Origin of the sequence: Nocardia sp. Root136 (assembly GCF_001427185.1) — a bacterium.
Classification (GTDB): Bacteria; Actinomycetota; Actinomycetes; order Mycobacteriales; family Mycobacteriaceae; genus Nocardia; species Nocardia salmonicida.
This window is the reverse complement of record NZ_LMFE01000007.1, coordinates 38,931-61,300: the sequence shown is the minus strand read 5'-3', so window position 1 is coordinate 61,300 and position 22,370 is coordinate 38,931. Positions and strand designations below refer to the sequence as shown.

The 22,370-nt window shown below is 67.9% G+C and carries 20 protein-coding genes; 6 read left to right on the top strand and 14 right to left on the bottom strand.

All coding sequences use genetic code 11. From position 1 onward, the window contains the following. Positions 1–7 precede the first annotated feature (7 nt). Positions 8–853 (bottom strand): NAD(P)H-binding protein, encoded by an 846-nt coding sequence (locus tag ASD42_RS17480; RefSeq protein ID WP_056817983.1) that lies wholly within the window; start codon positions 851–853, stop codon positions 8–10. Between the two features lie 95 nt (positions 854–948). Here ASD42_RS17480 and ASD42_RS17475 point away from each other — a divergent pair, with 95 nt between their 5' ends. Beyond that, positions 949–1,881, top strand: coding sequence for an AraC family transcriptional regulator (locus tag ASD42_RS17475; RefSeq protein WP_056817981.1), 933 nt, complete (start codon positions 949–951; stop codon positions 1,879–1,881). 7 nt (positions 1,882–1,888) lie between these two features. Beyond that, positions 1,889–2,305, top strand: coding sequence for an acyl-CoA thioesterase (locus ASD42_RS17470; protein ID WP_056817979.1), 417 nt, complete (start codon positions 1,889–1,891; stop codon positions 2,303–2,305). Between the two features lie 65 nt (positions 2,306–2,370). On the opposite strand, the gene ASD42_RS17465 is transcribed toward ASD42_RS17470, so the two are convergent. The 7 genes from ASD42_RS17465 to pdhA form a co-directional block, all read right to left on the bottom strand. Then, positions 2,371–2,589, bottom strand: coding sequence for a hypothetical protein (locus ASD42_RS17465; protein ID WP_056817977.1), 219 nt, complete (start codon positions 2,587–2,589; stop codon positions 2,371–2,373). 126 nt (positions 2,590–2,715) lie between these two features. Further along, complete coding sequence (locus tag ASD42_RS17460; RefSeq protein WP_056817975.1) at positions 2,716–3,519, bottom strand: SDR family oxidoreductase; 804 nt, start codon at positions 3,517–3,519, stop codon at positions 2,716–2,718. 234 nt (positions 3,520–3,753) lie between these two features. Then, positions 3,754–5,127: a uracil-xanthine permease family protein gene (locus tag ASD42_RS17455; protein WP_056817973.1), complete on the bottom strand. Its 1,374-nt coding sequence runs from the start codon at positions 5,125–5,127 to the stop codon at positions 3,754–3,756. Between the two features lie 85 nt (positions 5,128–5,212). Then, on the bottom strand, positions 5,213–5,968 hold the full coding sequence (locus ASD42_RS34440; RefSeq protein WP_156677501.1) for a hypothetical protein: 756 nt from the start codon (positions 5,966–5,968) through the stop codon (positions 5,213–5,215). A 103-nt stretch (positions 5,969–6,071) separates the two neighbouring features. Continuing rightward, positions 6,072–7,409 (bottom strand): dihydrolipoamide acetyltransferase family protein, encoded by a 1,338-nt coding sequence (locus ASD42_RS17445; protein ID WP_056817969.1) that lies wholly within the window; start codon positions 7,407–7,409, stop codon positions 6,072–6,074. Next, positions 7,409–8,383 (bottom strand): alpha-ketoacid dehydrogenase subunit beta, encoded by a 975-nt coding sequence (locus ASD42_RS17440; protein ID WP_056817967.1) that lies wholly within the window; start codon positions 8,381–8,383, stop codon positions 7,409–7,411. Before ASD42_RS17440 ends, ASD42_RS17445 begins: the two co-directional genes overlap by 1 nt. Continuing rightward, positions 8,380–9,462 carry a pyruvate dehydrogenase (acetyl-transferring) E1 component subunit alpha gene (gene pdhA, locus ASD42_RS17435; RefSeq protein WP_056819156.1) on the bottom strand — a complete coding sequence of 361 codons (1,083 nt, stop codon included), beginning with the start codon at positions 9,460–9,462 and terminating at the stop codon, positions 8,380–8,382. The genes ASD42_RS17440 and pdhA overlap by 4 nt, the downstream gene beginning before the upstream one ends. 172 nt (positions 9,463–9,634) lie before the next feature. Between pdhA and ASD42_RS17430 the strand changes: the two genes are divergently transcribed. After that, positions 9,635–10,129, top strand: coding sequence for an Lrp/AsnC family transcriptional regulator (locus ASD42_RS17430; protein WP_056817966.1), 495 nt, complete (start codon positions 9,635–9,637; stop codon positions 10,127–10,129). 13 nt (positions 10,130–10,142) lie between these two features. On the opposite strand, the gene ASD42_RS17425 is transcribed toward ASD42_RS17430, so the two are convergent. Next, the gene (locus ASD42_RS17425) at positions 10,143–11,345 is read right to left on the bottom strand and encodes a benzoate/H(+) symporter BenE family transporter (protein WP_056817964.1); all 1,203 of its coding nucleotides are present in this window, start codon (positions 11,343–11,345) and stop codon (positions 10,143–10,145) included. Between the two features lie 288 nt (positions 11,346–11,633). On the opposite strand from ASD42_RS17425, the gene ASD42_RS17420 reads away from it, so the two are divergent. Further along, on the top strand, positions 11,634–12,440 hold the full coding sequence (locus ASD42_RS17420; RefSeq protein WP_442938657.1) for a sulfurtransferase: 807 nt from the start codon (positions 11,634–11,636) through the stop codon (positions 12,438–12,440). 16 nt (positions 12,441–12,456) lie between these two features. Here the strand turns inward: ASD42_RS17420 and ASD42_RS17415 are convergent, their stop codons facing one another. Together ASD42_RS17415 and ASD42_RS17410 are read right to left on the bottom strand one after the other, a co-directional pair. Continuing rightward, the gene (locus tag ASD42_RS17415) at positions 12,457–13,143 is read right to left on the bottom strand and encodes an HNH endonuclease family protein (protein ID WP_056817962.1); all 687 of its coding nucleotides are present in this window, start codon (positions 13,141–13,143) and stop codon (positions 12,457–12,459) included. Between the two features lie 89 nt (positions 13,144–13,232). Then, the gene (locus tag ASD42_RS17410) at positions 13,233–13,595 is read right to left on the bottom strand and encodes a hypothetical protein (RefSeq protein WP_056817960.1); all 363 of its coding nucleotides are present in this window, start codon (positions 13,593–13,595) and stop codon (positions 13,233–13,235) included. A 199-nt stretch (positions 13,596–13,794) separates the two neighbouring features. On the opposite strand from ASD42_RS17410, the gene ASD42_RS17405 reads away from it, so the two are divergent. Continuing rightward, a complete protein-coding gene (locus tag ASD42_RS17405) occupies positions 13,795–16,623 on the top strand; it encodes a DEAD/DEAH box helicase (RefSeq protein WP_174551984.1) in 2,829 nt (942 codons plus the stop codon). Then, positions 16,623–17,372 (top strand): SWIM zinc finger family protein, encoded by a 750-nt coding sequence (locus ASD42_RS17400; RefSeq protein ID WP_056817955.1) that lies wholly within the window; start codon positions 16,623–16,625, stop codon positions 17,370–17,372. Before ASD42_RS17405 ends, ASD42_RS17400 begins: the two co-directional genes overlap by 1 nt. Positions 17,373–17,423: 51 nt before the next feature. On the opposite strand, the gene ASD42_RS17395 is transcribed toward ASD42_RS17400, so the two are convergent. From ASD42_RS17395 to icmF, 3 genes are all read right to left on the bottom strand, one after another. Further along, a complete protein-coding gene (locus ASD42_RS17395) occupies positions 17,424–17,831 on the bottom strand; it encodes a DUF3224 domain-containing protein (protein WP_056817953.1) in 408 nt (135 codons plus the stop codon). Between the two features lie 53 nt (positions 17,832–17,884). Further along, positions 17,885–18,952 carry an amidohydrolase family protein gene (locus ASD42_RS17390; RefSeq protein WP_056819152.1) on the bottom strand — a complete coding sequence of 356 codons (1,068 nt, stop codon included), beginning with the start codon at positions 18,950–18,952 and terminating at the stop codon, positions 17,885–17,887. Between the two features lie 81 nt (positions 18,953–19,033). Next, complete coding sequence (gene icmF, locus ASD42_RS17385) at positions 19,034–22,243, bottom strand: fused isobutyryl-CoA mutase/GTPase IcmF (RefSeq protein WP_235569644.1); 3,210 nt, start codon at positions 22,241–22,243, stop codon at positions 19,034–19,036. Between the last annotated feature and the right edge of the window lie 127 nt (positions 22,244–22,370).

Here is a 22,370-nt window from a genome sequence, read left to right as displayed (position 1 = left end):
CGCGATGTTACTGCTGGGGTGTCCAGGCTCCGGTGGCGGCGGTCTCCTTGGCGTAGTCGGTGAAATCGCGGGCTTCGCGGCCGAGGGCGCGGCGGACACCGTCGGCGGTGGGGGTGTTGCGCCCGTCGAGGATGGTGCCGAAGAGGTAGTCGAGCAGGCTGATCACGTCGTCGGGGACCTGGTATTCACTGAGGGCCGCAACGAATTCCGGCCGGGACACGGGGATGAAGGCGATCTCGCGACCGGTGGCAGCGGCTATCTCGCCGACCGCGTCGGCGAAGGTCAGGGCGCGTGGGCCGGTGAGCTCGTAGAGCTGACCCTCGTGGCGAGGGTCGGTGAGCGCGGCGGCCGCCACCTCGGCGATGTCGTCGACGTGCACGAACGGCTCCGGCACATCGCCGTTGGGCAGCGCCACCGCACCGGCGAGCACGTCGTCGACGAAGGCGCCTTCGCTGAAATTGTGGGCGAAGAAGGCACAGCGCACGATGGTCCAGCTCAGACCCGAATCCCGCACGATCTCTTCGCATTCCAGCGCTTCGGGTTCACCGCGACCGGAAAGCAGTACCACCGAGCGCACGCCCGCGGATCGGGCGGCGGCGGTGAACGCGCGAATGGTGTCCGGTGCGCCGGGAACAGCCAGATCGGGCTGGAAGGCGAGGTAGACGGAGTCGACGCCGGTGAGTGCGGGTGCCCAGGTCTCGCGGTCGGTCCAGTCGAAGGGGATCGCGGCGGTGCGTGAGCCGTGGCGGACCGGCCGACCGGCGGCTTCGAGGAGCGCCGCCACTCGGCTGCCGGTCTTGCCCGTCGCGCCGGTGATGAGGGAAAGCTGCTGGTGAGAGGCTGTGTTCGTCATGAGATAAGTACACCGCCTCGCGGCTCGCGGCAACATCGTCGTGCCGCTCACGAACATGCGTTGTCGTCTACGCGAAATCGTCTACTGTGGAAAGGGTGGATGCGTTAGCCGGTCTGCTCGAAGGTCCACGCGCCCGCGGCGCGTTCCTCATGTGTTCGCTGCTGAATCCGCCGTGGTCGCTGCGCGTGCAGGATGAAGCCCCGCTCACGGTGCTCGCGATGATCCGCGGAAAGGCTTGGGTCAGTACGGATTCGATGCCGCCGCGCCAACTCGGCGCGGGCGATGTCGCCGTTTTCCGTGGGCCGCAGCCGTATACGGTGGCCGACGATCCGCTGACCGAACCCCAGGTCGTCATCCGTCCGGGACAGGTATCCACGACGCCCGACGGTGAAATCCTGTGCGAGACATTGAGTCTCGGTGTCCGGCAGTGGGGCACCGATCCCGATGGTGAGACGCTGATGGTCACCGGGACCTACGAATCGGCGGGTGCGGTGAGCAGGCGCTTGCTGCGCGCGCTGCCGCAGGTCGCGGTGCTGCCGCGCGGCGAGCTCGATTCTCGACTGCTCGACCTGCTCGTCGACGAGGCGACCAAGGACCTGCCCGCGCAAACCGTCGTCCTGGACCGACTGCTCGACCTGCTGCTCATCGCCGCCTTGCGCGCCTGGTTCGCCCGCGACGACGCCCCCGCCTGGTACCACGCCTACAGCGACCCGCTGGTCGGCAAGGCCCTGCGGCTGCTCCAGCACAATCCGGCGCATCCGTGGACGGTGGTGGCCCTGGCCGAGGCCGTCGGCATGTCCCGCGCCGCGCTGGCCCGCCGGTTCACCGAGTTGGTCGGGGAGCCGCCGATGAGCTTCTTGACCGAATGGCGGCTCTCGCTCGCGGCCGATCTGCTCGCCGAATCCGATGCGACGGTGGAATCCATCGCCCACCAGGTGGGGTACGGCAGCGCGTTCGCGCTCAGCACCGCCTTCAAACGGCACTTCGGGGTGAGCCCGCGCGACCATCGACAGGGTCGCGCGGCATGATGGCCCGATGAGCTATCCCGTCCTGTGGCCGATGCCGACCCGGTGGGCCGACAACGACCAGTACGGCCACGTGAACAACGTGACCTACTACTCCTACTTCGACACCGCCGTAAACGCCTGGCTGATGCGCGCCACCGGCGCCGACATCACCGCGCTGCCCGCGCTCGGCGTCGTCGCGCAGACTTCGTGCCGGTTCCACGGATCGGTCAGCTTCCCCGACCAGTTGCAGGTGGGGCTGCGGATCGCCCGCCTCGGCAACTCGAGCATCACCTACGATCTGGCGATCTTCCGCGAGGGCGACGCCGGTCTGGAGCTCGCCGCGTCCGGCGAATTCGTCCACGTCTATGTCGACGTCGACACCCGCAAACCGGTCGCGATACCCGAGGTAGTGCGTATCGCGGCAGCAGAGCTCGTCACCGAGTAGCGCTCAGGATGCTATGACTCCTACCTCGGGGCGTCGACTGCTCTGGAGTCCGTCGCGGTATGCGTTCAGGATGCTATGACCCCTACCTCGGGCCATTCGCTGCCGCGGCGAGCGCGCAGGATGATCTGGCCCGCCGGCGAGTAGCCCGGCGGTCCGGGTAGTGCGGCGAAGGTGGTTTTGTCGATCACCACCGACGAGTCGAGTTGTTCTCGGCTCGGTCCCCAGTGGTACTCGACCTCGGTGCGTTCGTCGCGAACCTTCTTGAAATACATCAGGTGTGCCATCGCCGGATCTCCGCGTAGACCTCCGCCGGGCAGCGGATCGTGACCGGCGGCTACCGACCATCGTGGCAGGAATCGAGCGATCTCGCCGCTACCTCGCCGAAATTTTTCTCGCGGACCGACCGGTTCTCACGCTCCGAGCATGGACTGGAATCGGCGCATGCCGGAAATCCACCGGTCGTAGTCGGAACCTTTGTTGCGGTACATCTGCAATACCTCGGGGTGCGGCAGGATCAGGAAGTGTTCCGCGGCCATCGCTTCGACGACGGTGTCGGCGACTTCCTCGGGGGAGAGCACCGCGCCCGCCGTCTTCACGGCCTTGATCGCCAGCGCGCCCGCCTCCGGGGCGTCGGGGATGAGGCCACCGGTGAGCAGCTGGGTGTCCACACCCATCGGACACAGGCAGCTCACGCGAATGCCCTTGTCGCCGTAGGTGACCGAGAGCCATTCCGCGAAGCCGACGGCGGCGTGTTTGGTCACCGAGTAAGGGGCGGAACCGATTTGCGTGAGCAGGCCCGCCGCCGACGCGGTGGAGACGAAATAACCGCTGCCGCGCTCGAGCCAACCGGGAACGAGCAGCTTGGCGGCCCGCACGTGGGCCATCACATTCACCTCGATCGTGCTCGCCCACTGGGCCTCGGTGCTGTCGAGACCGGGTCCGCCGCCGATGCCCGCGTTCGCGAAATACAGGTCCACCGGCCCGAATTCGCGTTCGGCGGTGGCGATCAACTCCGCGACGACCAGCTCATCGGCCACATCGCCACCGACCGCGATCGCCTTGTCGCCGAGTTCGGCCGCCACCTTCGCAGCGCTGTCCGCATCGAGATCGGCGACGACAACCCGCGCGTCACCGGCGACTAGACGATAAGCGAGAGCGGCGCCTATGCCCGCACCCGCGCCGGTGACGATCGCGACCTTGCCTGCTATCTCCATGCCCACACAGTAGTTTTTGGAGCGCTGGCGCGCTCGAGTTCGCGCCCCCGGCGGTCCCGCCGATCAGGCACCGTTGCTTGCTCCTTCGTCGCCTACGCAACGGCACCTGATCGACGGGACGGGCGCGAACCGCCGACTGCGTCGGCGGACCCTCCTCGAGGTCGGGTCGTTCGGGGCTGGGAATGACGTCGTGGCAGGGAGTGGATACGGTCGGGACTCGTTCTTTCGGCTCGATCAGGCGGTGACGGCGGGTTTCGGGGTGCTGGGCAGGGGTGGCGGTGGCGGTGGTGTCGTCGTGGCGCGAGCGAGGGTGCCCAGACGGGTGTGGTTGAAGACCAGGTTGAGCAGGAACGCGGTGGCCGCGCCGAGGGTGACGCCACTGTCGAGAAGGATCTGGGCCGAGGTGGGGAACTTGTCGAACATGTCCTTGGTGAACACCGGCAGCAGGCCGATGCCGATGGCGGTCGCCGCGACGGTGGCGTTGACCCGGTCCATCAAATCGGCTTTCAGTAGCGTGGTGACGCCGACAACGGCGACCGTCGCGAACAACACCAGCCCGACCCCGCCGACCACCGGTTTCGGAATCACCGCGACCACCTCGCCGATGCGTGGCACCAGCCCGAGCACCACCAGGATCGCACCGCTCACCGCGGTGACATACCGGCTGAAGACCCTGGTTGTGGAGACCGCGCCGACGTTCTGGTTGAAGATGGTGTCGACGAACGCGGTGAAAATGCCGCCGAGCACGCCCGACAGACCGTCGCCGACCAGGCCACGCGCCAGATCGCCTCTGCTGAGCGGTTTGCCGGTGATCTCGCTGATCGCCAGCATGCTCGCGGTCGACTCGGCGAACACCACGGCCATCACGATGCTCATCGCCACCACCGCGGTCACCGGGAACTGCGGTGACCCGAAGTGGAACGGCTGCGGGATGCCGATCCAGTCGGCGGTACCGACTCCGCCGGTATTGATCAGGCCCATCGGCAGCGCGATCACGATGCCCGCGACCAACGCGATCAGCACGCCGAGCTGCGACCACACGCCGCGCCCGAGGCACACGAAGCCGACCGCGATCAGCACGACCACGGCGGCCAGCCCGATATTCGACGGCGAGGCGAAGCTCGACGACTTCGGATCGGTCCCGATGATCAGGCCACCGGCGACCCCGATCAGCGATACCCCGACCACGGTGAGCACGGTCCCGGTGACCAGCGGCGGGAAGAACCGCACCACCCGCGCGAACGGCCACGCCAGTGCGACACCGACCACACCGCCGATCAGCATCGACCCGTACACAGCGTCGAGCCCGTATTCCTTGGCGATCAGGATCATCGGGTTGAGCCCGACGAACGTGGCGCCACACACGATCGGCAGTCGCGCACCGGCCAGCTTGCCCACGCCGAGGCTCTGCACCAGCGTGATGATGCCCGCGACCAGCAGATCAGCACTGATCAACAGCGCGATCGTCGCCCGGTCCAGTCCGGCGGCCGCACCGAAGACCAGCGGCACGGTGATACAGCCGGTGTACATGATCAGGACGTGCTGAATGCCGAAAGCCAGTTGCCGAGCGAACGGCAGCCTGGTGTCGACGGGATGTGCCTCACTCATGTAACAGGTTGTAGTCCCCGTTTTTTACCGTGAGTGAGCGGCGTGTTTCGTCGGCGTTGCGGGTCGGATATATCACTCGCAGCGATTAATACCGCTGGTAGTTGCCTTGCGGGTAGCTCGGGCGCCGGCGAGATGCCTGGATCCAACGCCCCGTTGACGGTGCGATGGCCAGGGCGAGCAGCACCAGCGAGAGCACGGGCTGGACCATGCCGATCATCGCCCCATTGATGTTCGCCGGGGAAACTAGGTCGGGTGCGAAGGATGCTGCTCCGACGAGCGCGCTGAGCGCCCCGGCGACGATGGCGATCACCCGTCCCGCCGTCGTGCGGAGGAACAGCAGGATCGAGCCGGTGAGCAGGAGCACGCTGACGACGACGCAGACCACCATGTAGCCGATCGCCGTCGGTATGAATGCGTCGCTCGTATTACTGAAGGTGCCGTCGGGGTCCATGACGAATTTGCCGGCGCGGTAATCGATCGCGGCTGGAGAGTTGTAGACGATAGCCGCCCCGACCACGGAGACCAGCGAAAGCAGTGCGGCCACAACGGCTGCGATGATCCCAGTTGTACCGTTGACCGGCCCGCGAGGCGCGCCGTAGCCGGGTCCGTTGTGGCCGGGCCCGCCGTAGCCGGGTGCGCCGGGGGCAGGCGTTCCGTACCCGTGGCCGCCGAAGCCAGGAGCGGTGAGGCCGGGAGCTCCATGGTTGGGCGCACCGAAGGCGGGTGCGCCGGGGCCTGGTGTTCCGTACCCGGGAGCGCCCTGGCCGCCGTGCGGGTTGTACCCCTGCTGACCGGCAGGTGGATAGCCCTGACCTTGTTGCGGCCCATACGGATACCCCATGACGTCCCCCAGTTCTCGGCTGCCTCTGCCGATCTTCGTTCGAGCGGTGGCCAGTCCGGTCGGACGCGCACCGCCCCGCACTATACGGCGATTTCCGGCGCTTTCAGATGCGGCTGAGCAGGGTCAGCGGGTCCTCCAGGAAGCCCGCCGTGGTGGCGAGGAAGCGGGCGCCGAGTTCGCCGTCGACCATGCGGTGGTCGAAGCTGAGGCCGAGGGTGGTGACCCAGCGGACAGCCAGCTCGTCGCGGAAAACCCAGGCGCGCTTGCGGATCGCGCCGATGCACAGGATCGCGGCTTCACCCGGATTCACCAGGGGGACGCCGCTGTCGACGCCGAAGACCCCGACATTGGTGAGGGTGAAGGTACCTCCGCGCAGGTCGCTGGGGGTGGCGTTGCCGGAGCGGGCGGTGTCGGCCGCCCAGGTGATCTCGCGGCACAGTTCGCGCAGGCTCAGCGCTTGCGCTTCCTTGAGATTGGGCACCATCAGGCCGCGATCCGAGGCGACCGCGATCCCTAGATTCACATAGTGCTTGGTGACGATTTCCTGGTTCTGCTCGTCCCACGCGGTGTTGATCCCCGGGTACTCCGCGATCGCCGCCAAGGTGGCCTTGGCGACCAGGGCCAGGGGCGTGAGGGTGAGGTTTTCGAAGGACTTGGTCGTGCGCAGGTGGTCGAGCAGTTCCATCGAGGCGGTGCAGTCGACGGTGACGAAGGTGCTGGCCTGCGGAATCGTGCGCGAACTGGCCTGCATCGCGGCAGCGGTGCGTTTGCGGATACCCGTGATGGGAGTGCGTTCTTCGCGGGCGGTCGGCTCGATGAGCCCGTCGGCATCGGTGACGTGGCCGTTCGACGGGCGTGCCGGCGCGATGTCACCGAGGCGGGCGGGGGTACGCGGCTGCGTGACCGGTACGGCCGAGCGCACGTCGTCGACCGTGACCGCGCCCTCCGGGCCCGAACCCGCGACGAACCACAGGTCGATGCCGAGTTCCTTGGCCAGCTTGCGGGCCGCGGGGGTAGCCGCGGCGCGATGGGTGCTCGGCGTGCTCGCCGCCATCGACGGCGTGGCTTTCCTTCTCCGCGAACTCGATTCGGCCTCGGGGCCGTAGCCGACCAGCACGTCCGTGCGGGGCTCGGCGGTCGGCGGCGCCGTCACCTCCAGGTCGTTGCGCACCCGGATCAGCGGCGCGCCGACCGGCACGGTGTCGCCGGGCTCGGCCAGCAGTTCGACCACGACCCCGGAGAACGGCGACGGCAGCGCCACCACCGCCTTCGCGGTCTCCACCTCGGCGATGGTCTGGTTCAGTTCCACCGTGTCGCCGACCGCGACGGCCCAGGAGACCAGGTCGCCGTCGGCCAGTCCTTCGCCCAGGTCGGGGAGGCGGAACTCGAGAACATGACCGTCGTCGGCGGCGGCTGGTTCCGGCACGAGGGCACCTTTCATCACGCGGTCAGGCAGCGGTCGACCGCCGCCAGAATGCGGTCGGGGTCGGGCAGGTGGTGCTTTTCGAGCTTAGCCGGGGGGTAGGGGATGTCGTAGCCACCGACGCGCAACACCGGCGCCTCGAGGTGATAGAAGCAGCGTTCGGTGACGCGGGCGGCGATCTCGGCGCCCAGCCCGGCGAACACGGGCGCCTCGTGCACGATGACCAGCCTGCCGGTCTTGACCACCGACTCGGCGATCGTGTCGACGTCGATCGGCGAGAGACTGCGCAGGTCGATCACCTCGAGCGAATGTCCTTCCTCGGCAGCGATCTTCGCCGCGGTGAGCGCGGTGGCGACGGTGCCGCCGTAGGCGACGACGGTGGCATCGGCGCCGCGGGTACAGACCCTGGCCTTGTGCAGGGGCAGATCCGGTTCGCCTTCGAAATCTACGTCGGCCTTGTCCCAATAGCGACGTTTGGGTTCGAAGAAAACCACCGGGTCGTCCAGTGAGATGGCCTGGCGAATCATCGAATACGCGTCGGCGGGCGTACTCGGTGATACAACGCGAAGGCCCGCAGTGTGCGCGAAATACACCTCGGGCGACTCCGAATGGTGTTCGACCGCGCCGATGCCGCCGCCGAAGGGAATGCGGATCGTCAACGGGGCCTTGATCTTTCCGCCGGTACGGTTGTGGATCTTGGCCACCTGGGAAACGATCTGGTCGAAGGCCGGGTAGACGAAACCGTCGAACTGGATCTCCACCACGGGCCGGTATCCACGCAAAGCCATCCCGAAAGCCGTTCCGACGATGCCGGATTCGGCCAGCGGCGTGTCGATGACGCGGTTGTCGCCGAAATCCTTCTGCAGGGTGTCGGTCACGCGGAACACGCCACCGAGTCGGCCGATGTCCTCGCCGAGCAAGACGACTTTGGCGTCGTCTTCCATCGCGCTGCGCAGGCCGGTGTTGAGGGCGGCGGCGAAGGTGGTGATCATGACTGCGCTCCTTCGGCGAGGTAGGCCGAGAGCTGTTGGCGCTCTTCGGTCATCAGCGGGTGCTCGGTCGCGTAGACGTTGTCGAACATCCGCTCGGGATCGGGGTCGGGCATCTCGATCGTCGCGGCGCGCAGGCGGCGGGCGACATCGTCGGCCTCGTCGGTGACCTGCTGGGCGAGCTCGGGGGAGAGGTGGCCTTCGCGCTCGAGGAGCAGCCGCACGCGGTCGATGGGGTCGCGCTGGGCCCAGTACTCGGTGTCGGCGGCGGTCCGGTAGCGGGTGGGGTCGTCGGCGGTGGTGTGCGGGCCCATGCGGTAGGTCATCGCCTCGATGAAGGTGGGGCCGCCGCCGGTGCGGGCACGTTCGACGGCCTGCCGGGTGACGGCGAGGACGGCGAGCACGTCGTTGCCGTCCACCTGCACGCCCGGGATGCCGTAGCCGTCGGCCCGGCGCACCAGCGCGACGTTGCTCTGAACGGTGACGGGTTCGCTGATCGCCCAATGGTTGTTCTGACAGAAGAACACCACCGGCGCGCTCCACGCCGCGGCGAATCCCAGCGCCTCGGCGATATCGCCGGTGCTGGTCGCGCCGTCCCCGAAGTAGGCGATGGTCGCGATGTCGGCGCCGTCGAGGTGGGCGGCGTAGGCGTAACCGGTGGCGTGCAGGCCCTGGGAGCCGACGACGATGTTGGCGTTGGTGATGTTGAACTCGGTGGGGTCCCAGCAGTGGTGGGAGGCGCCCCGCCACAGGGCGGTGAGTTGCTCGGGCGGCACGCCACGGCAGTAGGCGACGGCGCTCTCGCGGTAGGAGCAGAAGACGTAGTCGTCGGGGTGCAAAGCGTGTGCCGAGCCGACCTGCGCGGCCTCCTGGCCCAGCAGCGGCGGCCACAATCCGAGCTGGCCCTGGCGTTGCAGTGCGGTCGCTTCGACGTCGATCCGGCGGGTGACGACCATGTCCCGATACAGCTGCCGCAATCGCGCCGCATCGATATCGGCCACCAGCGCGGCGTGCGCCTTGTCGAACACCCGACGGCCGTCGGGCTGCACCAGCTGGACCGGGTAGGTCTGCTTCTGCGACATCGTGATCGCCTCCTCGTCACCCTGCCTTGTGAGCCGATGCAAGTACGCCACGCCGCTGAGTGCGATGTGTATCACTTCAGCATCCCCCATAACGCGGTATGCGCAAGCGATACGCGCACAAATGAGCAGAATGCATGGTCTGTGGGGTTCCCGCGCTGTCATACTGCGTTGTATGACCAGTGGCGAACCCGATGCCGTGACACTCGACGCCACCGACGCGCGGCTACTGCGCGAACTGGTCGCCAACCCACGGGCCACCGGGGTGGAGCTCGCGGCGCGCCTCGGCCTGTCGCGCAACACGGTGCAGGCCCGTCTGGCCCGATGGGACAGCGGTGGGGTGCTCGGCAGCTTCGAACGCCGAGTGGAACCACGCGCCCTCGGCTACCCACTGGCAGCGTTCGTCGCGGTCGTGGTCGACCAGCACCGGCTCGACCCCGTGGTGGACGACCTGGCCGACGTCCCCGAGGTCACCGAGGTCTGTGGCATGACCGGCGCCACCGACCTCACCGTCCGCATTGTCGCCCGCGACGCCGACGACCTCTACCGCATCGCGGGCCGAATACTGAAGATCCCGGGCGTGGAGCGCACCAACATGGCTCTGGTCATGCGCGAACTCGTCGGCCCCCGAACCGGCCCCCTGCTCGACCGACTGGCCGACCCGAACTGAACTCCACGAACCGTCAGGTGCCGGTGGGCAGGAAGCGGCGGACGACGAGGCCGGCCACGAGGGCCCAGAATGCGCCGCCGATGCCGAACAGGGTGGTACCGGAGGCTGCGACGAGGAAGGTCACCAGGGCCGCCATGCGATGGGTGGGATCGCTGAGGGCGCCGGTCAGGGCAGCGGCGAGGGTGGCGAGCAGGGCCAGACCGGCGACGGTTTCGATGGTGCCCGCGGGGGCGGCGGCGATGAGGGTGACCAGGGCGGCGGAAGCGAGCCCGAGGACGAGATAGGCGGCGCCCGCGGTGGCCGCGGCGATCCACCGGCGTTTCGGGTCCGGGCCGGCGCTGGGGGCGGCGGCCAGCGCGGCGCTGATGGCGGCGAGATTGATCGCGTGGCCACCCGCCGCGGCGCCGAGGATGGTGCCGATACCGGTGACGAGCATGGCGGGCCGCCACGGCACCTGGAAGTCGAACGAGCGCATCACCGCGACGCCGGGGATGTTCTGTGAAGCCATGGTGACGATGTAGAGCGGGACGGCGATGCCGATGATCGCCTGCCAATGCCATTGGGGGACAGTCCATTGCACCGTCGGAACCATGGCGGACAACTCCAGGTGCCGGTTGTTCACGACGATGTCGATGCCGGTGCCGACGGCCGCTGTCGCGAAGGCGACGAGCACAGCCCATGTGGGCGCGAACCGTTGCAGGACCAGCCACACCACGATGACCGGGACGACCACGGCGGGCGAGGTGCGCAGCGCCTGCACCGGCGCCAAACAGAGCGGCACGAGGACACCGGCCAGCATCGCCTGGGCGATCGGCACCGGAATCGCGGCGACCAGCGACCCGAGCCGTTGCCACAGCCCGGTGATCACGATCAACACGCCGGTCACCGCGAAGGCCGCGACCGCGCCGGGCCAGCCGCCCGCGACAAGCCCCGTGCTCGCGAGCAGCGCGGCGCCGGGTGTGGACCAGGCCAGGGTGATCGGGATCCGGTACCGCGAACTCAGCAGCAGGATGCCGATGCCCTGCGTGAAGCACAACACCAGCAACCCCGACGCCGCCTGCGCCGGACTGGCCCCCACCGCGCGCAAACCACTCAGCACCACCGCGAACGAACTGGTGAACCCGACCAGTGCCGTGATCGCACCCGCGCCGAGAGGCTGCGCGATTCCCGCCGGTTCGTCGGCGATATCAGGGGATGTGGTGGAGACCTGCGACATTGTGCCGATATTGCCCGATGAATCCGCCCTCGTCGCCTACCAGTCCCGCGAAAGTGGACTGATTCATCAGCACCGCTCGTCGGTCCAGTTCCCTCCACCGGCCTCAGCGGACCTCGGGTCGTGAGGGGTGCCGGTGTCCGCCCCGGCAGCGTTGCCCGACGTGACCGATGCCGCGGAGATGAGGACGGGAAGGGGCAAGTCCCATGTCGTCGGGCGGCACGGTGCGTAAGGTGGCGGGAACTGTTTCGCAGGTGGGGGCCTCGGTAAGGAGTGGGATTGGACGCGGTGTTGATTTCGTCGGCGGAGCTTCGGGAACAGCTGGCGGACAAAGCGATTCATCTACTCGATGTGCGGTGGGCGCTGGGTGATCCGAATGGGCCGCAGCACTATCTCGACGGGCATATTCCGGGCGCGGTGTTCGTCGACCTGGAGACCGAACTGGCCGCGGCGCCGTCGCCTGCCCGCGGTAGGCATCCGCTGCCCGAGCCCGCCACCTTCGAGAAGTGTGCGCGCAGTTGGGGATTGAGCGATGGTGAGCCGGTGGTGGTCTATGACGCGACCGGCGCGACGGCGGCCGCGAGGGCATGGTGGCTGCTCCGGTGGGCGGGTGTGGACAACGTGCGCATTCTCGACGGCGGGCTGCCCGCCTGGATCGCGGCCGGTGGAGAACTCGCGACCGGCGCCGAAACGGACCCGGTCGGCGGTGACCTGGTGGTTCGTCCCGGCGGGTTGCCGGTGATCGACGCCGACGCCGCCGCGAAGTGGCCGGGTGTACTGCTCGATGCGCGAGCCGGGGAGCGCTATCGCGGCGAGGTCGAGCCGGTCGACCCGCGACCGGGACACATCCCTGGCGCGGTGAGCGCGCCGACCGCCGAGAATCTGGATGGCACAGGACATTTCCGCAGCGCCGACGACCTGCGTGCTCGCTTCGCGGGATTCGGCGAAGGTCCGGTCGCGGTGTATTGCGGATCCGGCGTCACCGCCGCCCATCAGATCGCCGCCCTCGCCGTCGCGGGCATCGACGCCGTGCTCTACCCGGGCTCGTACTCGCAGTGGTCCAACGATCCGAAGCGGGCCGTGGCCACCGGAGCGTGAGCGCTGGTGCCAGCCCTCACGGACAGTTCCGGGCGATGTCGTGGAGAGCGGCATTGTCGGCGGCGGTGATCGGTAGGTCGTAGTCGACCGCGACGGTGAGGTACTTCGCCGCGTAGAAGCAGTGGTTGGGCCGAGCGGGTGGGAGCCATCCGGACGGAGTGTCGTCGCCTTTGGACTGGTTGGTCGAGGCTCCGGTGGCCAGGAGGTTGATCGCGAGATCGTTGGCGAAGCGGCGGCGTTTGTCGGCGGTCCAGGCTGCCGCGCCCATGTCCCATGCGGCGGCCAGCGGGTAGACGTGGTCGATCTGGATGCGGCCGCCGTCGGACTTGCTGAAGGCGATGTCGGTGCCGGTGTAAGGGTCGGTGAGGATGCCTTCCACGACCACGCAGCGGCCGCGATGGACGACCTGGCGCAACTGGAGGGCCAGGACGTTGTTACGGGTGTCGCAGCCGTCGTGGCTGCCGGGGGCATCGGAATCATCGGTCCAGGCCGGGCCGAAGACACAGGCCTGGCCCGCCTTGCAACCACGTTCGTAGCCGCCCGGTCGAGGGCGCGAGGCGATGACCCGCACCGTGTCGAGCAGGGCGGTGACCTCGGCGCGCGTCGGGCTGCCGGGTGCGGGAGTGACCGGCTCAGTCGGCCCGGTCACACCGCAACCGGCTATCGCGAGCACCAGCACGAGCAACCACGCCGCTTTCCCCATACCCGCAGGTTGTAGTCGGTGGCACCGACAATTACCGCTGATGGGTCAGTTCTGGGCGGACGAGGCCGTATTTCGGGGAGAGGACCGACCTATAACCAGGCTCGGGCCAGCAGGTCGTCGGCGGCGAGGCCACTGGCGATCGGCGGGAAGCGCGTCGCCGCGATCGAGGAGACATGGGCGCCGTCGTGGCCGACCAGCCAGGAACCGCCACGCTCTTCGCACTCGGCGATCTTGGCGAAGACGGTGAGCAGGAAGGTGATGGATTCCCGGGGGTCGATGGTGTGGGCCAGGCGCTGGGATTCGCCGGGCCGCGACAGATCGAGCCAGACGCCGGCTTGGCCGTCCAGGCGCATACCGAGGATTTTCGTGGTGTCGATGAAGGTGAATTTGCGCCGTTCCCAAGGGGTGTTGGGTGTGTAGCTCTGCTCGAGAACCTGGAGCAGAATCGTCATCGCTGCCCTCCGCACGAATTACAAGGGGTCATCGGCCGAACCGGATCGAGTCCGGCTCGCCTGGGTGAGTATGGAGTTGTCGCCGGTGGGTGTTCCGGCCCATGACCAGGGGTTATTTAATTATCCGCTCGTTGCCGCGAGAAATCCAGAGGTATGGCGGCTGTGATCGGTGTCGGTGCCGCCTGCTTGGATGGTGCCCATGCTGCACGGTCTGTGGTCCCCCGAATCGGGCCTACTGCTGTGGCACGACGCGGAGCCGGTCGCCGTGGGGTCGGTGCTCGGCGACATCTTGGACCGCGCCAGGTTCCGGCACCGCGCCGAGGTGTTCGTCGTCGATGCCGAGGGGCAGTCGGGCACCGCCGAGGTTCGCGCGCACGCGCTCGCGCCACCGACGGCGGCCGTCGTGCTGCGCAGCCGACTCCCGCGCGAGAACATCTCGGGCGATCTACGGTTCCTCGCGCACGTCGCGCGCGGCATCGAACGGTGGGTGCGGGCCGGCCGGGTGGTGCCCCAGATCGAGCGGGCCGACGGTCAGTGGTGGGTGCGCTGGCGGCTGGTCGGCGGACAACGTCAACGGGCGTGGCTGGCCGAGTTGGCTGCCGCGATGCCACCGGCGCTGCGGGTCGCCGGTCCGCCCGCCGCCGTGCTCGATGATTTGTGCACGCATCTCACCGACCCGATCGCCCGCGAATATCTCACGCACCGCACGATGACCCACCCGCTGCTGGCCGCGTTGATCGCCGACACTCCGCTGGAAGTCGGCTCCTACCGACTGTCCGAAACGCTGACGCAGTGGCGCGAAGGCTATGCCGCCGACGAGCCGGAACTCGTGCTGCGCCTGTGCGAACCCGACGGCGAATTCGGTACCGCCGACGAATCGGTGGCGCTGTGGCGGCTACAGGTATGCCTGCGCCCGGTCGACGACGCACCCAAACCCATTGTCTTCGATGATGATCCGGTGCTCGTGCGAACAGCGGCGGAGAAACTCGGCCAGGCGCGCAAGGCATACCCGCGCCTGCGTGACCTGCCCACCGATCCGCGCGGCCTCGACCTGCTGCTCCCCACCGAGGTGGTCGCCGACCTGGTGGCGCACGGCGCGCATGCCCTGCAGGAAGCCGGAATTCGACTACTCCTGCCGCGCGCCTGGAACATCGCCGAACCGAGTATGCGGCTGCGGGTGAGCAGCCCCGCCGCCGCCGAATCCACTGTCGGACTCAGCGGACTGCTGTCCTACCGCTGGGAATTGGCGCTCGGCGATCTGGTGCTCACCCCGGCCGAGATGCACCGGCTGATCAGCAGCAAGTCCGACCTGGTCCAGTTGCGCGGCGAGTGGGTGCAGGCCGACCACCGAGCACTGGCAGCCGCCGCCCGCTATGTCGCGCAGCACGCCGACGACAGCCCGATCACCCTGGCCGACATGATCGGTGAACTGGCCGCCGAACGGGTCGACAACGTCCCCGTCACCGAGGTCACCGCCGACGGGTGGGCGGCCGAATTGTTCGCCAGGGAAAGCGAACCCGAGCCGGTTCCGGTGCCGGTCGGCCTGAAGGCTCAGCTGCGTCCGTACCAGGAGCGAGGGCTGAGCTGGTTGGCCACCATGAGTCGACTGAACTGCGGCGCGATCCTCGCCGACGACATGGGCTTGGGCAAGACCGTGCAGGTCCTCGCGCTGCTGGTCCATGAGCGCGAGGCCGGCCTGGCAGGCGTGCGACCGACGCCGATGGGCGAGTCGGTGGTCGGACCGACGCTGCTGGTGTGTCCGATGTCGGTGGTCGGCAACTGGCAGCGCGAAACCCAACGGTTCGCGCCCGACCTGCGCATGCTCGTGCACCACGGCCCCGGGCGGCTCACCGGTTCGGAATTCGCTGCGGCGGTGGCAGATTCGGACCTGGTGATCACCACCTACGCACTGCTCGCCCGCGACGTCACCTTGCTGAGCGAACAGCAGTGGGAGCGGATCGTGCTCGACGAAGCGCAGCACATCAAGAACGCGGTGACCAGGCAGGCGCGCGCGGCCAGGGCGCTGAAAGCCCGACATCGGCTGGCGCTCACCGGAACTCCGGTGGAGAACCGCCTGGAAGAGCTGCGCGCCCTGTTCGACTTCGCCATGCCGAAACTGCTCGGCAGCCCGCAATCGTTTCGCGCCAAGTTCGCGGTGCCGATCGAACGCGAGCGTGATCAGCAAGCCATCGACAGACTGCGCCTGATCACCGATCCGTTCGTGCTGCGCAGGCTCAAAACCGATCCGACGGTGATCAGCGACCTGCCGGAGAAGCTGGAAATGACGGTGCGGGCCAACCTCACCGTCGAGCAGGCCGCGCTCTACCAGGCCGTTGTCGACGACATGCTGGACAAGCTCAAAGACGCGAAAGGCATGGCGCGCAAGGGCGCTGTGCTCGGCGCGCTGACCAGGCTCAAACAGGTCTGCAACCACCCCGCGCACTACCTGGGCGACGGGTCGCCGGTCCTGCGTCGCGGCGGGCACCGCTCGGGCAAGCTGGCGCTGGTCGAGGACGTGCTCGACGCGGTACTCGCCGATGGCGAGAAAGCCCTGCTCTTCACCCAGTTCCGCGAATTCGGCGATTTGATCCTGCCGTATCTCACCGAACGATTCGGCACCCCGATCCCGTTCCTGCACGGCGGTGTGGCCAAACAGCGCCGTGACGACATGGTGACCGGTTTCCAAGGCGACAACGGCCCGCCGCTGATGTTGCTCTCGCTCAAGGCGGGCGGCACCGGCCTCAACCTCACCGCCGCCAATCACGTGATCCACCTGGATCGTTGGTGGAATCCGGCAGTCGAGAACCAGGCCACCGACCGCGCGTTCCGGATCGGCCAGCAGCGTGCGGTGCAGGTCCGCAAGCTGGTGTGTGTCGACACCATCGAGGAGCGGATCGACGAAATGATCAACGGGAAGAAGCAATTGGCCGATCTGGCCGTCGGCGCGGGGGAGAACTGGATCACCGAGATGAGCACCGACGAACTGCGCGAGCTGTTCACCCTCGGCGCCGAGGCGGTGGGCGACTGATGGCCGACTTCAGCCAGTTCGGTCCGCGCAAACCGGTCCGCGGTGGAGCCCAGGCGCGCGGCGGTTTCGGGCGGACCTGGTGGGGCAAATCGCTGCTCGACGCGGTGGAGAAGGTGGCCGACGCGGGCAGGCTCTCGCGCGGACGCACCTACGCCAGGGTCGGACAGGTGGTGAACTACCGGATCGAACGCGGTGCGGTGACCGCCGAGGTCCAGGGCAGCCAGCCCAGCCCCTTCACCTCGGTGCTGTCGATCCGGCCACTGCGCGAAGACGAGGTCGACCTGCTGCTCGCCGAGATCAGGGAGGCGCCCGGCATGCTCGCCGAGATCGCCTCGGGCGCGCTCCCACCCGCGCTCGGCCCGCACCTGCTGCCGACCACCGCCTCGGAGCTGGACTTCACCTGTAGCTGCCCGGATATGGGCTGGCCGTGCAAGCACGTCGCCGCGGTCTGCTACCTGCTCGCCGAGCGTCTCGACGAACAGCCGAGCGAGATCCTCACCCTGCGCGGACTCGACCTGGACACCCTCATCGGCGGCGTCGAGAGATCGGCGCGCACCGCCGATTCCGATGATCCCTACGGCGACGAACTGGTCCTGCCCGAGCTGCCCCGCGTCGAATTCCACGCCGTGATCGAAGATCTCGACGCGATCCCGCTGCGTCGCGCGCTTCGGATGTCCACCGAGGACGAGCCGACCGCGGCAACGGGACTACGCGAATTGCGCTCGCTCTACACCGAATTCGACACTTGAGTTGAGCTGGGCGAGGCAGCGGAACTGCCCCGCCGTTCGAACCGGAGCGGTTCAGCCCAGCTCGTACTCGAACCAGATGTGGTGTCCGCCTTCGGCATCCACGTACAACGCGCCGGTCCCGGCGATGCCGGTCAATTCCCCGGTGCCGCTGCTGGGGACGATGTGGAAGAACTCGTCGGTGCGGTCGGTACCCGCGGTGGTGGCGGAGTGGACGAAGTTGAACGCACCGGCCTTGCCGTTCAGCGCACCCTCGAACGACTCCATCGCGAGGTAGGTGCCCGCGCCGGTGTCCATGTCGAAGGCGGCGGTGAACAGCGTGGCCGAGAGTCCTTCGATCTCGCCCGCGTAGGACTTCGTCATGGTCGAGATGCCGACCGGCATCCCGGTGACGATGGGGGGCTGCGGCGTCAGCTCGGTGGGATCGAACGCGGTGACCTCGAAGGTGCCGATGGCTTTCATGCGCCGATGCTAAACCCGCCCACCGACAGAAACGAGCGATCGTGCGCGGCGATTCACCCGGCCGGCTCGATCCGATAGAACCGGATGGCATTGCCGCCGAACACCTTCCGCAGGTCGTCGGTGCTCGCACCCGCCTCGCTCAGGCCGGTGGCCACGGTCTCGGCTGCTCCACCGAGGCTGGTGATCGGCTTGTCCACGGGAAAGTTCGACCCCCAGATCAGCCGGTCGGCGCCGAAGACGGACAGTGCGTGCGCCAGTAGCGGCCGCACCCGGCCGAGCAGCGTCGGCACGGGCGTCGGCGTGCCACGTCGCGGCACCGGATGGCCGAGCACCGGCATCATCAGCCCGCTCACCTTGGCCACCACGTTCGGCTGCGCGGCCAGATCGGTGAGGTCTTGGCGCCACCGATCGAACACGGCCTCCCGCTGCGCGGCGGTGTGTCCGGTGTTCTTGCCGACCGGTCCGAAGACGCCCGCCGGGGTCCCCAGGTGATCGAGCACGATCGGTACCTCGGGAAACCGTTCGGCCAGTGCCGTCACCTCGGGGAGCTGCCCCGAATACACCCACGCGTCGAACGAGAGCCCTCGCTCGGCGAGCTGCCCGAAGCCGTTCAGGAAGGCGGGGGCGGTGAGCGCGCCGTCGTGCGCGGCGAACGACTTTACGGCGGGATCAGGGTGCTGGGCGACCATCGTCCGGATGCCCCGGAACAGCGGCGACGCGGATTGATGCGCATCCAGCACCGCGCCGAAGTCCGCGGCGGCGGGGTCGGCCGAGCCGATGATCGTGGCCAAGGCGGGTGTGTCGACACCGAAGGGCAGGCTCGCCACCCAGCGCGTCTCGTCGGGCTTCCAGCCCGTCCATTGCACCTCGATTTCCACGACCGACTCGACCGGCGTATTTCCCCGATCGGCGCGGTAGTCGGCCGGCAGATAAGGCTGCAGGTAGGCGCTGGGGTCGCCGACGAATTCGCGGTCACCACGCGGGGCCAGCTTTGCGGCGATATCGACCGGCACCGGCAGATAGCGCATCAGTTTCGCCAGCTTGCTGAACTCGCGTGGCGTGGCATGGGGATCCCACTGGTGAATATGGGCATCGATGATGTCGAAGTCGGTCAGATCCATGCTGTGCGTCCCGTCGCCGCCGCTGGCATTGCTCTCGGCGATTGTCACACGTCAGCGGCGCACAGCGACGGATTACGCTGCTCACACCGTGCGCCGATACTGTCCTCCCACCGCGAAGAAGGCATCGGTGACCTGCTGCAATGTGCACACCCGCGCCGCGTCCATGAGCACATCGAAAATATTGCCGTCGGTGTGGGCGACTTCGGTCAGCCGGGCCAGCGCGAGATGGGCTTGTTCGGCGTGATCGGCTTGGAAACTGTGCAGCCGGTCCAGTTGGGAGCGGCGTTCGGTTTCGGTGCCGCGGGCCAATTCCATCGGTGCGTGCTCGGTGTCGTCGTCGCGGCCGCGGAAGGTGTTCACCCCGACGATCGGCAACGATCCGTCATGTTTGCGCTGTTCGTAGCGCATGGACTCGTCCTGGATGCGACCGCGCTGGTAGCCGGTCTCCATGGCGCCGAGCACTCCGCCGCGTTCGCTGATCCGCTCGAATTCGAGCAGCACCGCCTCCTCGACGAGATCGGTGAGTTCGTCGACGATGAAACTGCCCTGGAGCGGATTCTCGTTGACGGCCAGTCCCCATTCCTTGGCGATGATGAGCTGAATCGCCAGTGCGCGGCGCACCGAATCCTCGGTCGGGGTGGTCACCGCCTCGTCGAAAGCGTTGGTGTGCAGGCTGTTGCAATTGTCGTAAACCGCGATCAGCGCCTGCAGAGTGGTGCGAATGTCGTTGAACTGCATTTCCTGTGCGTGCAGCGAACGACCCGAAGTCTGCACGTGGTACTTGAGTTTCTGGGCGCGTTCGCCCGCGCCGTACCGGTCGCGCATCGCGATCGCCCAGATCCGCCGGGCGACCCGGCCGATCACCGTGTACTCGGGGTCCATGCCATTGGAGAAGAAGAACGACAGATTCGGGGCGAAGTCGTCGATCGCCAGCCCGCGCGCGAGATAGGTCTCCACATAGGTGAATCCGTTGGCGAGGGTGAAGGCGAGTTGGCTGATGGGGTTCGCGCCCGCCTCGGCGATGTGATATCCCGAGATCGAGACCGAATAGAAATTTCGGACGTCGTTGCGCACGAACCATTCCTGCACATCGGCCATCATGCGCAGACTGAATTCGGTGGAGAACAGGCAGGTGTTCTGGCCCTGATCCTCCTTGAGGATGTCGGCCTGCACGGTGCCACGCACGGTCGACAGCGTGCGTGCCCGGATCTCGGCGGCTTCGCCGGACGTCGGCTCGCGGCCCTCGGCGTCGGAGAAGCGGTGCAGCGCTTGGTCGATGGCGGTGTTGAGGAAGAAGGCGAGGATGGTCGGGGCGGGACCGTTGATGGTCATCGAGACCGAGGTGGTGGGGGCGCCGAGGTCGAAACCGTCGAACAGGGTGCGCATGTCCTCGACGGTGGCCACCGAGACACCCGAGGTGCCCACCTTGCCGTAGATATCGGGGCGCGGGGCCGGATCGTGGCCGTAGAGGGTCACCGAGTCGAACGCGGTGGACAGGCGGGTGGCTTCGGCGTGGGCGCTGAGGACCTTGAAGCGACGATTGGTGCGGGCGGGATCGCCCTCGCCCGCGAACATTCGAGCGGGATCCTCGTTCTCGCGCTTGAAAGGGAAAACGCCTGCGGTGAAAGGGAATCGGCCGGGCAGGTTCTCGGCGCGCAGAAAGCGCAGGAGTTCGCCGTCGTCGGTGAAGCGCGGCAGCGCGACGCGGGGAATGCTGGTGCCGGAGAGGGACTCGCGACGCAGGGGTGTGCGCAGTTCGCGGTCGCGGATGCGGACCACCTGTTCGTCACCGCGATAGCTTTCGGCGACCGCCGGCCACTCGGCCAGGGCTTCGGTCGAAACCGGGGAGAGCGTGGGGCGGGCCAGAGTGAGCAGGTCGGCGACCGCCGCGTCGTCGGGGAGTTCGTCGTGGACCAGCGCCAGCCGTTGAATCCGCTGGGCCGCCGCGACTTCGCGCTGAGTATCGGCGTGGTAGCCCCGGACCGTGTCGGCGATGTCGGCCAGATACCGGACCCGCGACGGGGGGACGAGCTGGGCGAAGCGCGTGGAGACCGAGGTATCGACGCGGGGCAGCACGCCGGGTTCGAGCGTCAGGCCGTGTTCGGTGAGCAGACCGGTGAGGTGCTGGTACAGCGCGGTGACGCCGTCGTCGTCGAAAGTCGCGGCACTGGTACCGAAAACGGGCATGTCAGCGGGACTCGCGCCGAATTCCGCACGGTTGCGGATCAATTGGCGCGCCACATCGCGGACCGCGTCGGCCGCGCCACGGCGTTCGTACTTGTTGATCGCGACGACGTCGGCGTAGTCGAGCATGTCGATCTTCTCGAGCTGGGAGGCGGCGCCGAACTCCGGCGTCATCACATACAGCGCCACATCGACGTGGTCGACGATGCCCGCGTCGCCCTGGCCGATGCCGGGGGTCTCGAGGATGACCAGGTCGTGACCGGCGGCCCGGCAGGCGGCGATCATGGTGTCGATATCGTCGGGCAGTTCGTGATTGCCGCGGGTGGCCAGCGAACGGAAGTACACGTGATCGCCGTCGAGGGCGTTCATCCGGATGCGGTCACCGAGCAGGGCGCCGCCCGCTCGTCTGCGGGTCGGGTCAACCGCCAGGACGGCGATGCGCAGTTTGTCCTGCTGGTCGGTGCGGAGTCTGCGCACCAATTCATCGGTGAGAGAAGACTTTCCGGAGCCGCCGGTGCCGGTGATGCCCAGCACGGGGACGCGCCGTGTGGCGGCCGCCGCGACGATCGCGGCTCGGTCGGCATCGGACAGTGCGCCCTGCTGCAAGCAGGTGATGGTGCGCGCCAGCGCGTTTCGATCGCCGGTGTAGAGCGCGGCGAGGTCGGGGGCGGTGCGCGCGGGGTCGACATCGCAGAGCTGGATCAGTTCGTTGATCATGCCGGGCAGGCCGAGGCGCTGGCCGTCCTCGGGGGAGAAGATCCGCACGCCGCTCGCCGCGAGCCGCTCGATCTCCTCGGCGACGATCACCCCGCCGCCCCCACCGAAGATGCGCACATCGTCCGCGCCCGCCTCGCGCAGTGCCTGCGCCAGGTATTCGAAGAACTCGATGTGCCCGCCCTGATAGGAGCTGACCGCGACGCCCTGCACGTCCTCCTCGATCACCGCGTCGACGATCTCGCGCACCGACCGGTTGTGTCCGAGATGGATCACCTCGGCGCCCTGGGCCTGCAGAATCCGCCGCATGATGTTGATTGCCGCGTCGTGTCCGTCGAATAGGGCCGCCGAGGTCACGAACCGCACCGGATTCACAGGAACATGCAGGTCCATGACTGCCTCCGCCATGTAGTAGAGCGCCCGATACTAGGACATCAAAGTAATTCTAGTGTGAACCGCGTCACTCCGCCGCGAAACGCCCCGCCCAGCTTCCGGCGGAATCGTCGCCGCAGGTCGACAT

Bases quoted from the DNA above. Each gene is read 5' to 3' on its own strand.
- ASD42_RS17480 (WP_056817983.1), bottom strand. From the start codon at position 853: ATGACGAACACAGCCTCTCACCAGCAGCTTTCCCTCATCACCGGCGCG.
- ASD42_RS17470 (WP_056817979.1), top strand. From the start codon at position 1,889: ATGAGCTATCCCGTCCTGTGGCCGATGCCGACCCGGTGGGCCGACAAC.
- ASD42_RS17465 (WP_056817977.1), bottom strand. From the start codon at position 2,589: ATGGCACACCTGATGTATTTCAAGAAGGTTCGCGACGAACGCACCGAG.
- ASD42_RS17460 (WP_056817975.1), bottom strand. From the start codon at position 3,519: ATGGAGATAGCAGGCAAGGTCGCGATCGTCACCGGCGCGGGTGCGGGC.
- ASD42_RS17455 (WP_056817973.1), bottom strand. From the start codon at position 5,127: ATGAGTGAGGCACATCCCGTCGACACCAGGCTGCCGTTCGCTCGGCAA.
- ASD42_RS34440 (WP_156677501.1), bottom strand. From the start codon at position 5,968: ATGGGGTATCCGTATGGGCCGCAACAAGGTCAGGGCTATCCACCTGCC.
- ASD42_RS17445 (WP_056817969.1), bottom strand. From the start codon at position 7,409: ATGAAAGGTGCCCTCGTGCCGGAACCAGCCGCCGCCGACGACGGTCAT.
- ASD42_RS17440 (WP_056817967.1), bottom strand. From the start codon at position 8,383: ATGATCACCACCTTCGCCGCCGCCCTCAACACCGGCCTGCGCAGCGCG.
- pdhA (WP_056819156.1), bottom strand. From the start codon at position 9,462: ATGTCGCAGAAGCAGACCTACCCGGTCCAGCTGGTGCAGCCCGACGGC.
- ASD42_RS17430 (WP_056817966.1), top strand. From the start codon at position 9,635: ATGACCAGTGGCGAACCCGATGCCGTGACACTCGACGCCACCGACGCG.
- ASD42_RS17425 (WP_056817964.1), bottom strand. From the start codon at position 11,345: ATGTCGCAGGTCTCCACCACATCCCCTGATATCGCCGACGAACCGGCG.
- ASD42_RS17415 (WP_056817962.1), bottom strand. From the start codon at position 13,143: ATGGGGAAAGCGGCGTGGTTGCTCGTGCTGGTGCTCGCGATAGCCGGT.
- ASD42_RS17410 (WP_056817960.1), bottom strand. From the start codon at position 13,595: ATGACGATTCTGCTCCAGGTTCTCGAGCAGAGCTACACACCCAACACC.
- ASD42_RS17405 (WP_174551984.1), top strand. From the start codon at position 13,795: ATGCTGCACGGTCTGTGGTCCCCCGAATCGGGCCTACTGCTGTGGCAC.
- ASD42_RS17400 (WP_056817955.1), top strand. From the start codon at position 16,623: ATGGCCGACTTCAGCCAGTTCGGTCCGCGCAAACCGGTCCGCGGTGGA.
- ASD42_RS17395 (WP_056817953.1), bottom strand. From the start codon at position 17,831: ATGAAAGCCATCGGCACCTTCGAGGTCACCGCGTTCGATCCCACCGAG.
- ASD42_RS17390 (WP_056819152.1), bottom strand. From the start codon at position 18,952: ATGGATCTGACCGACTTCGACATCATCGATGCCCATATTCACCAGTGG.
- icmF (WP_235569644.1), bottom strand. From the start codon at position 22,243: ATGGACCTGCATGTTCCTGTGAATCCGGTGCGGTTCGTGACCTCGGCG.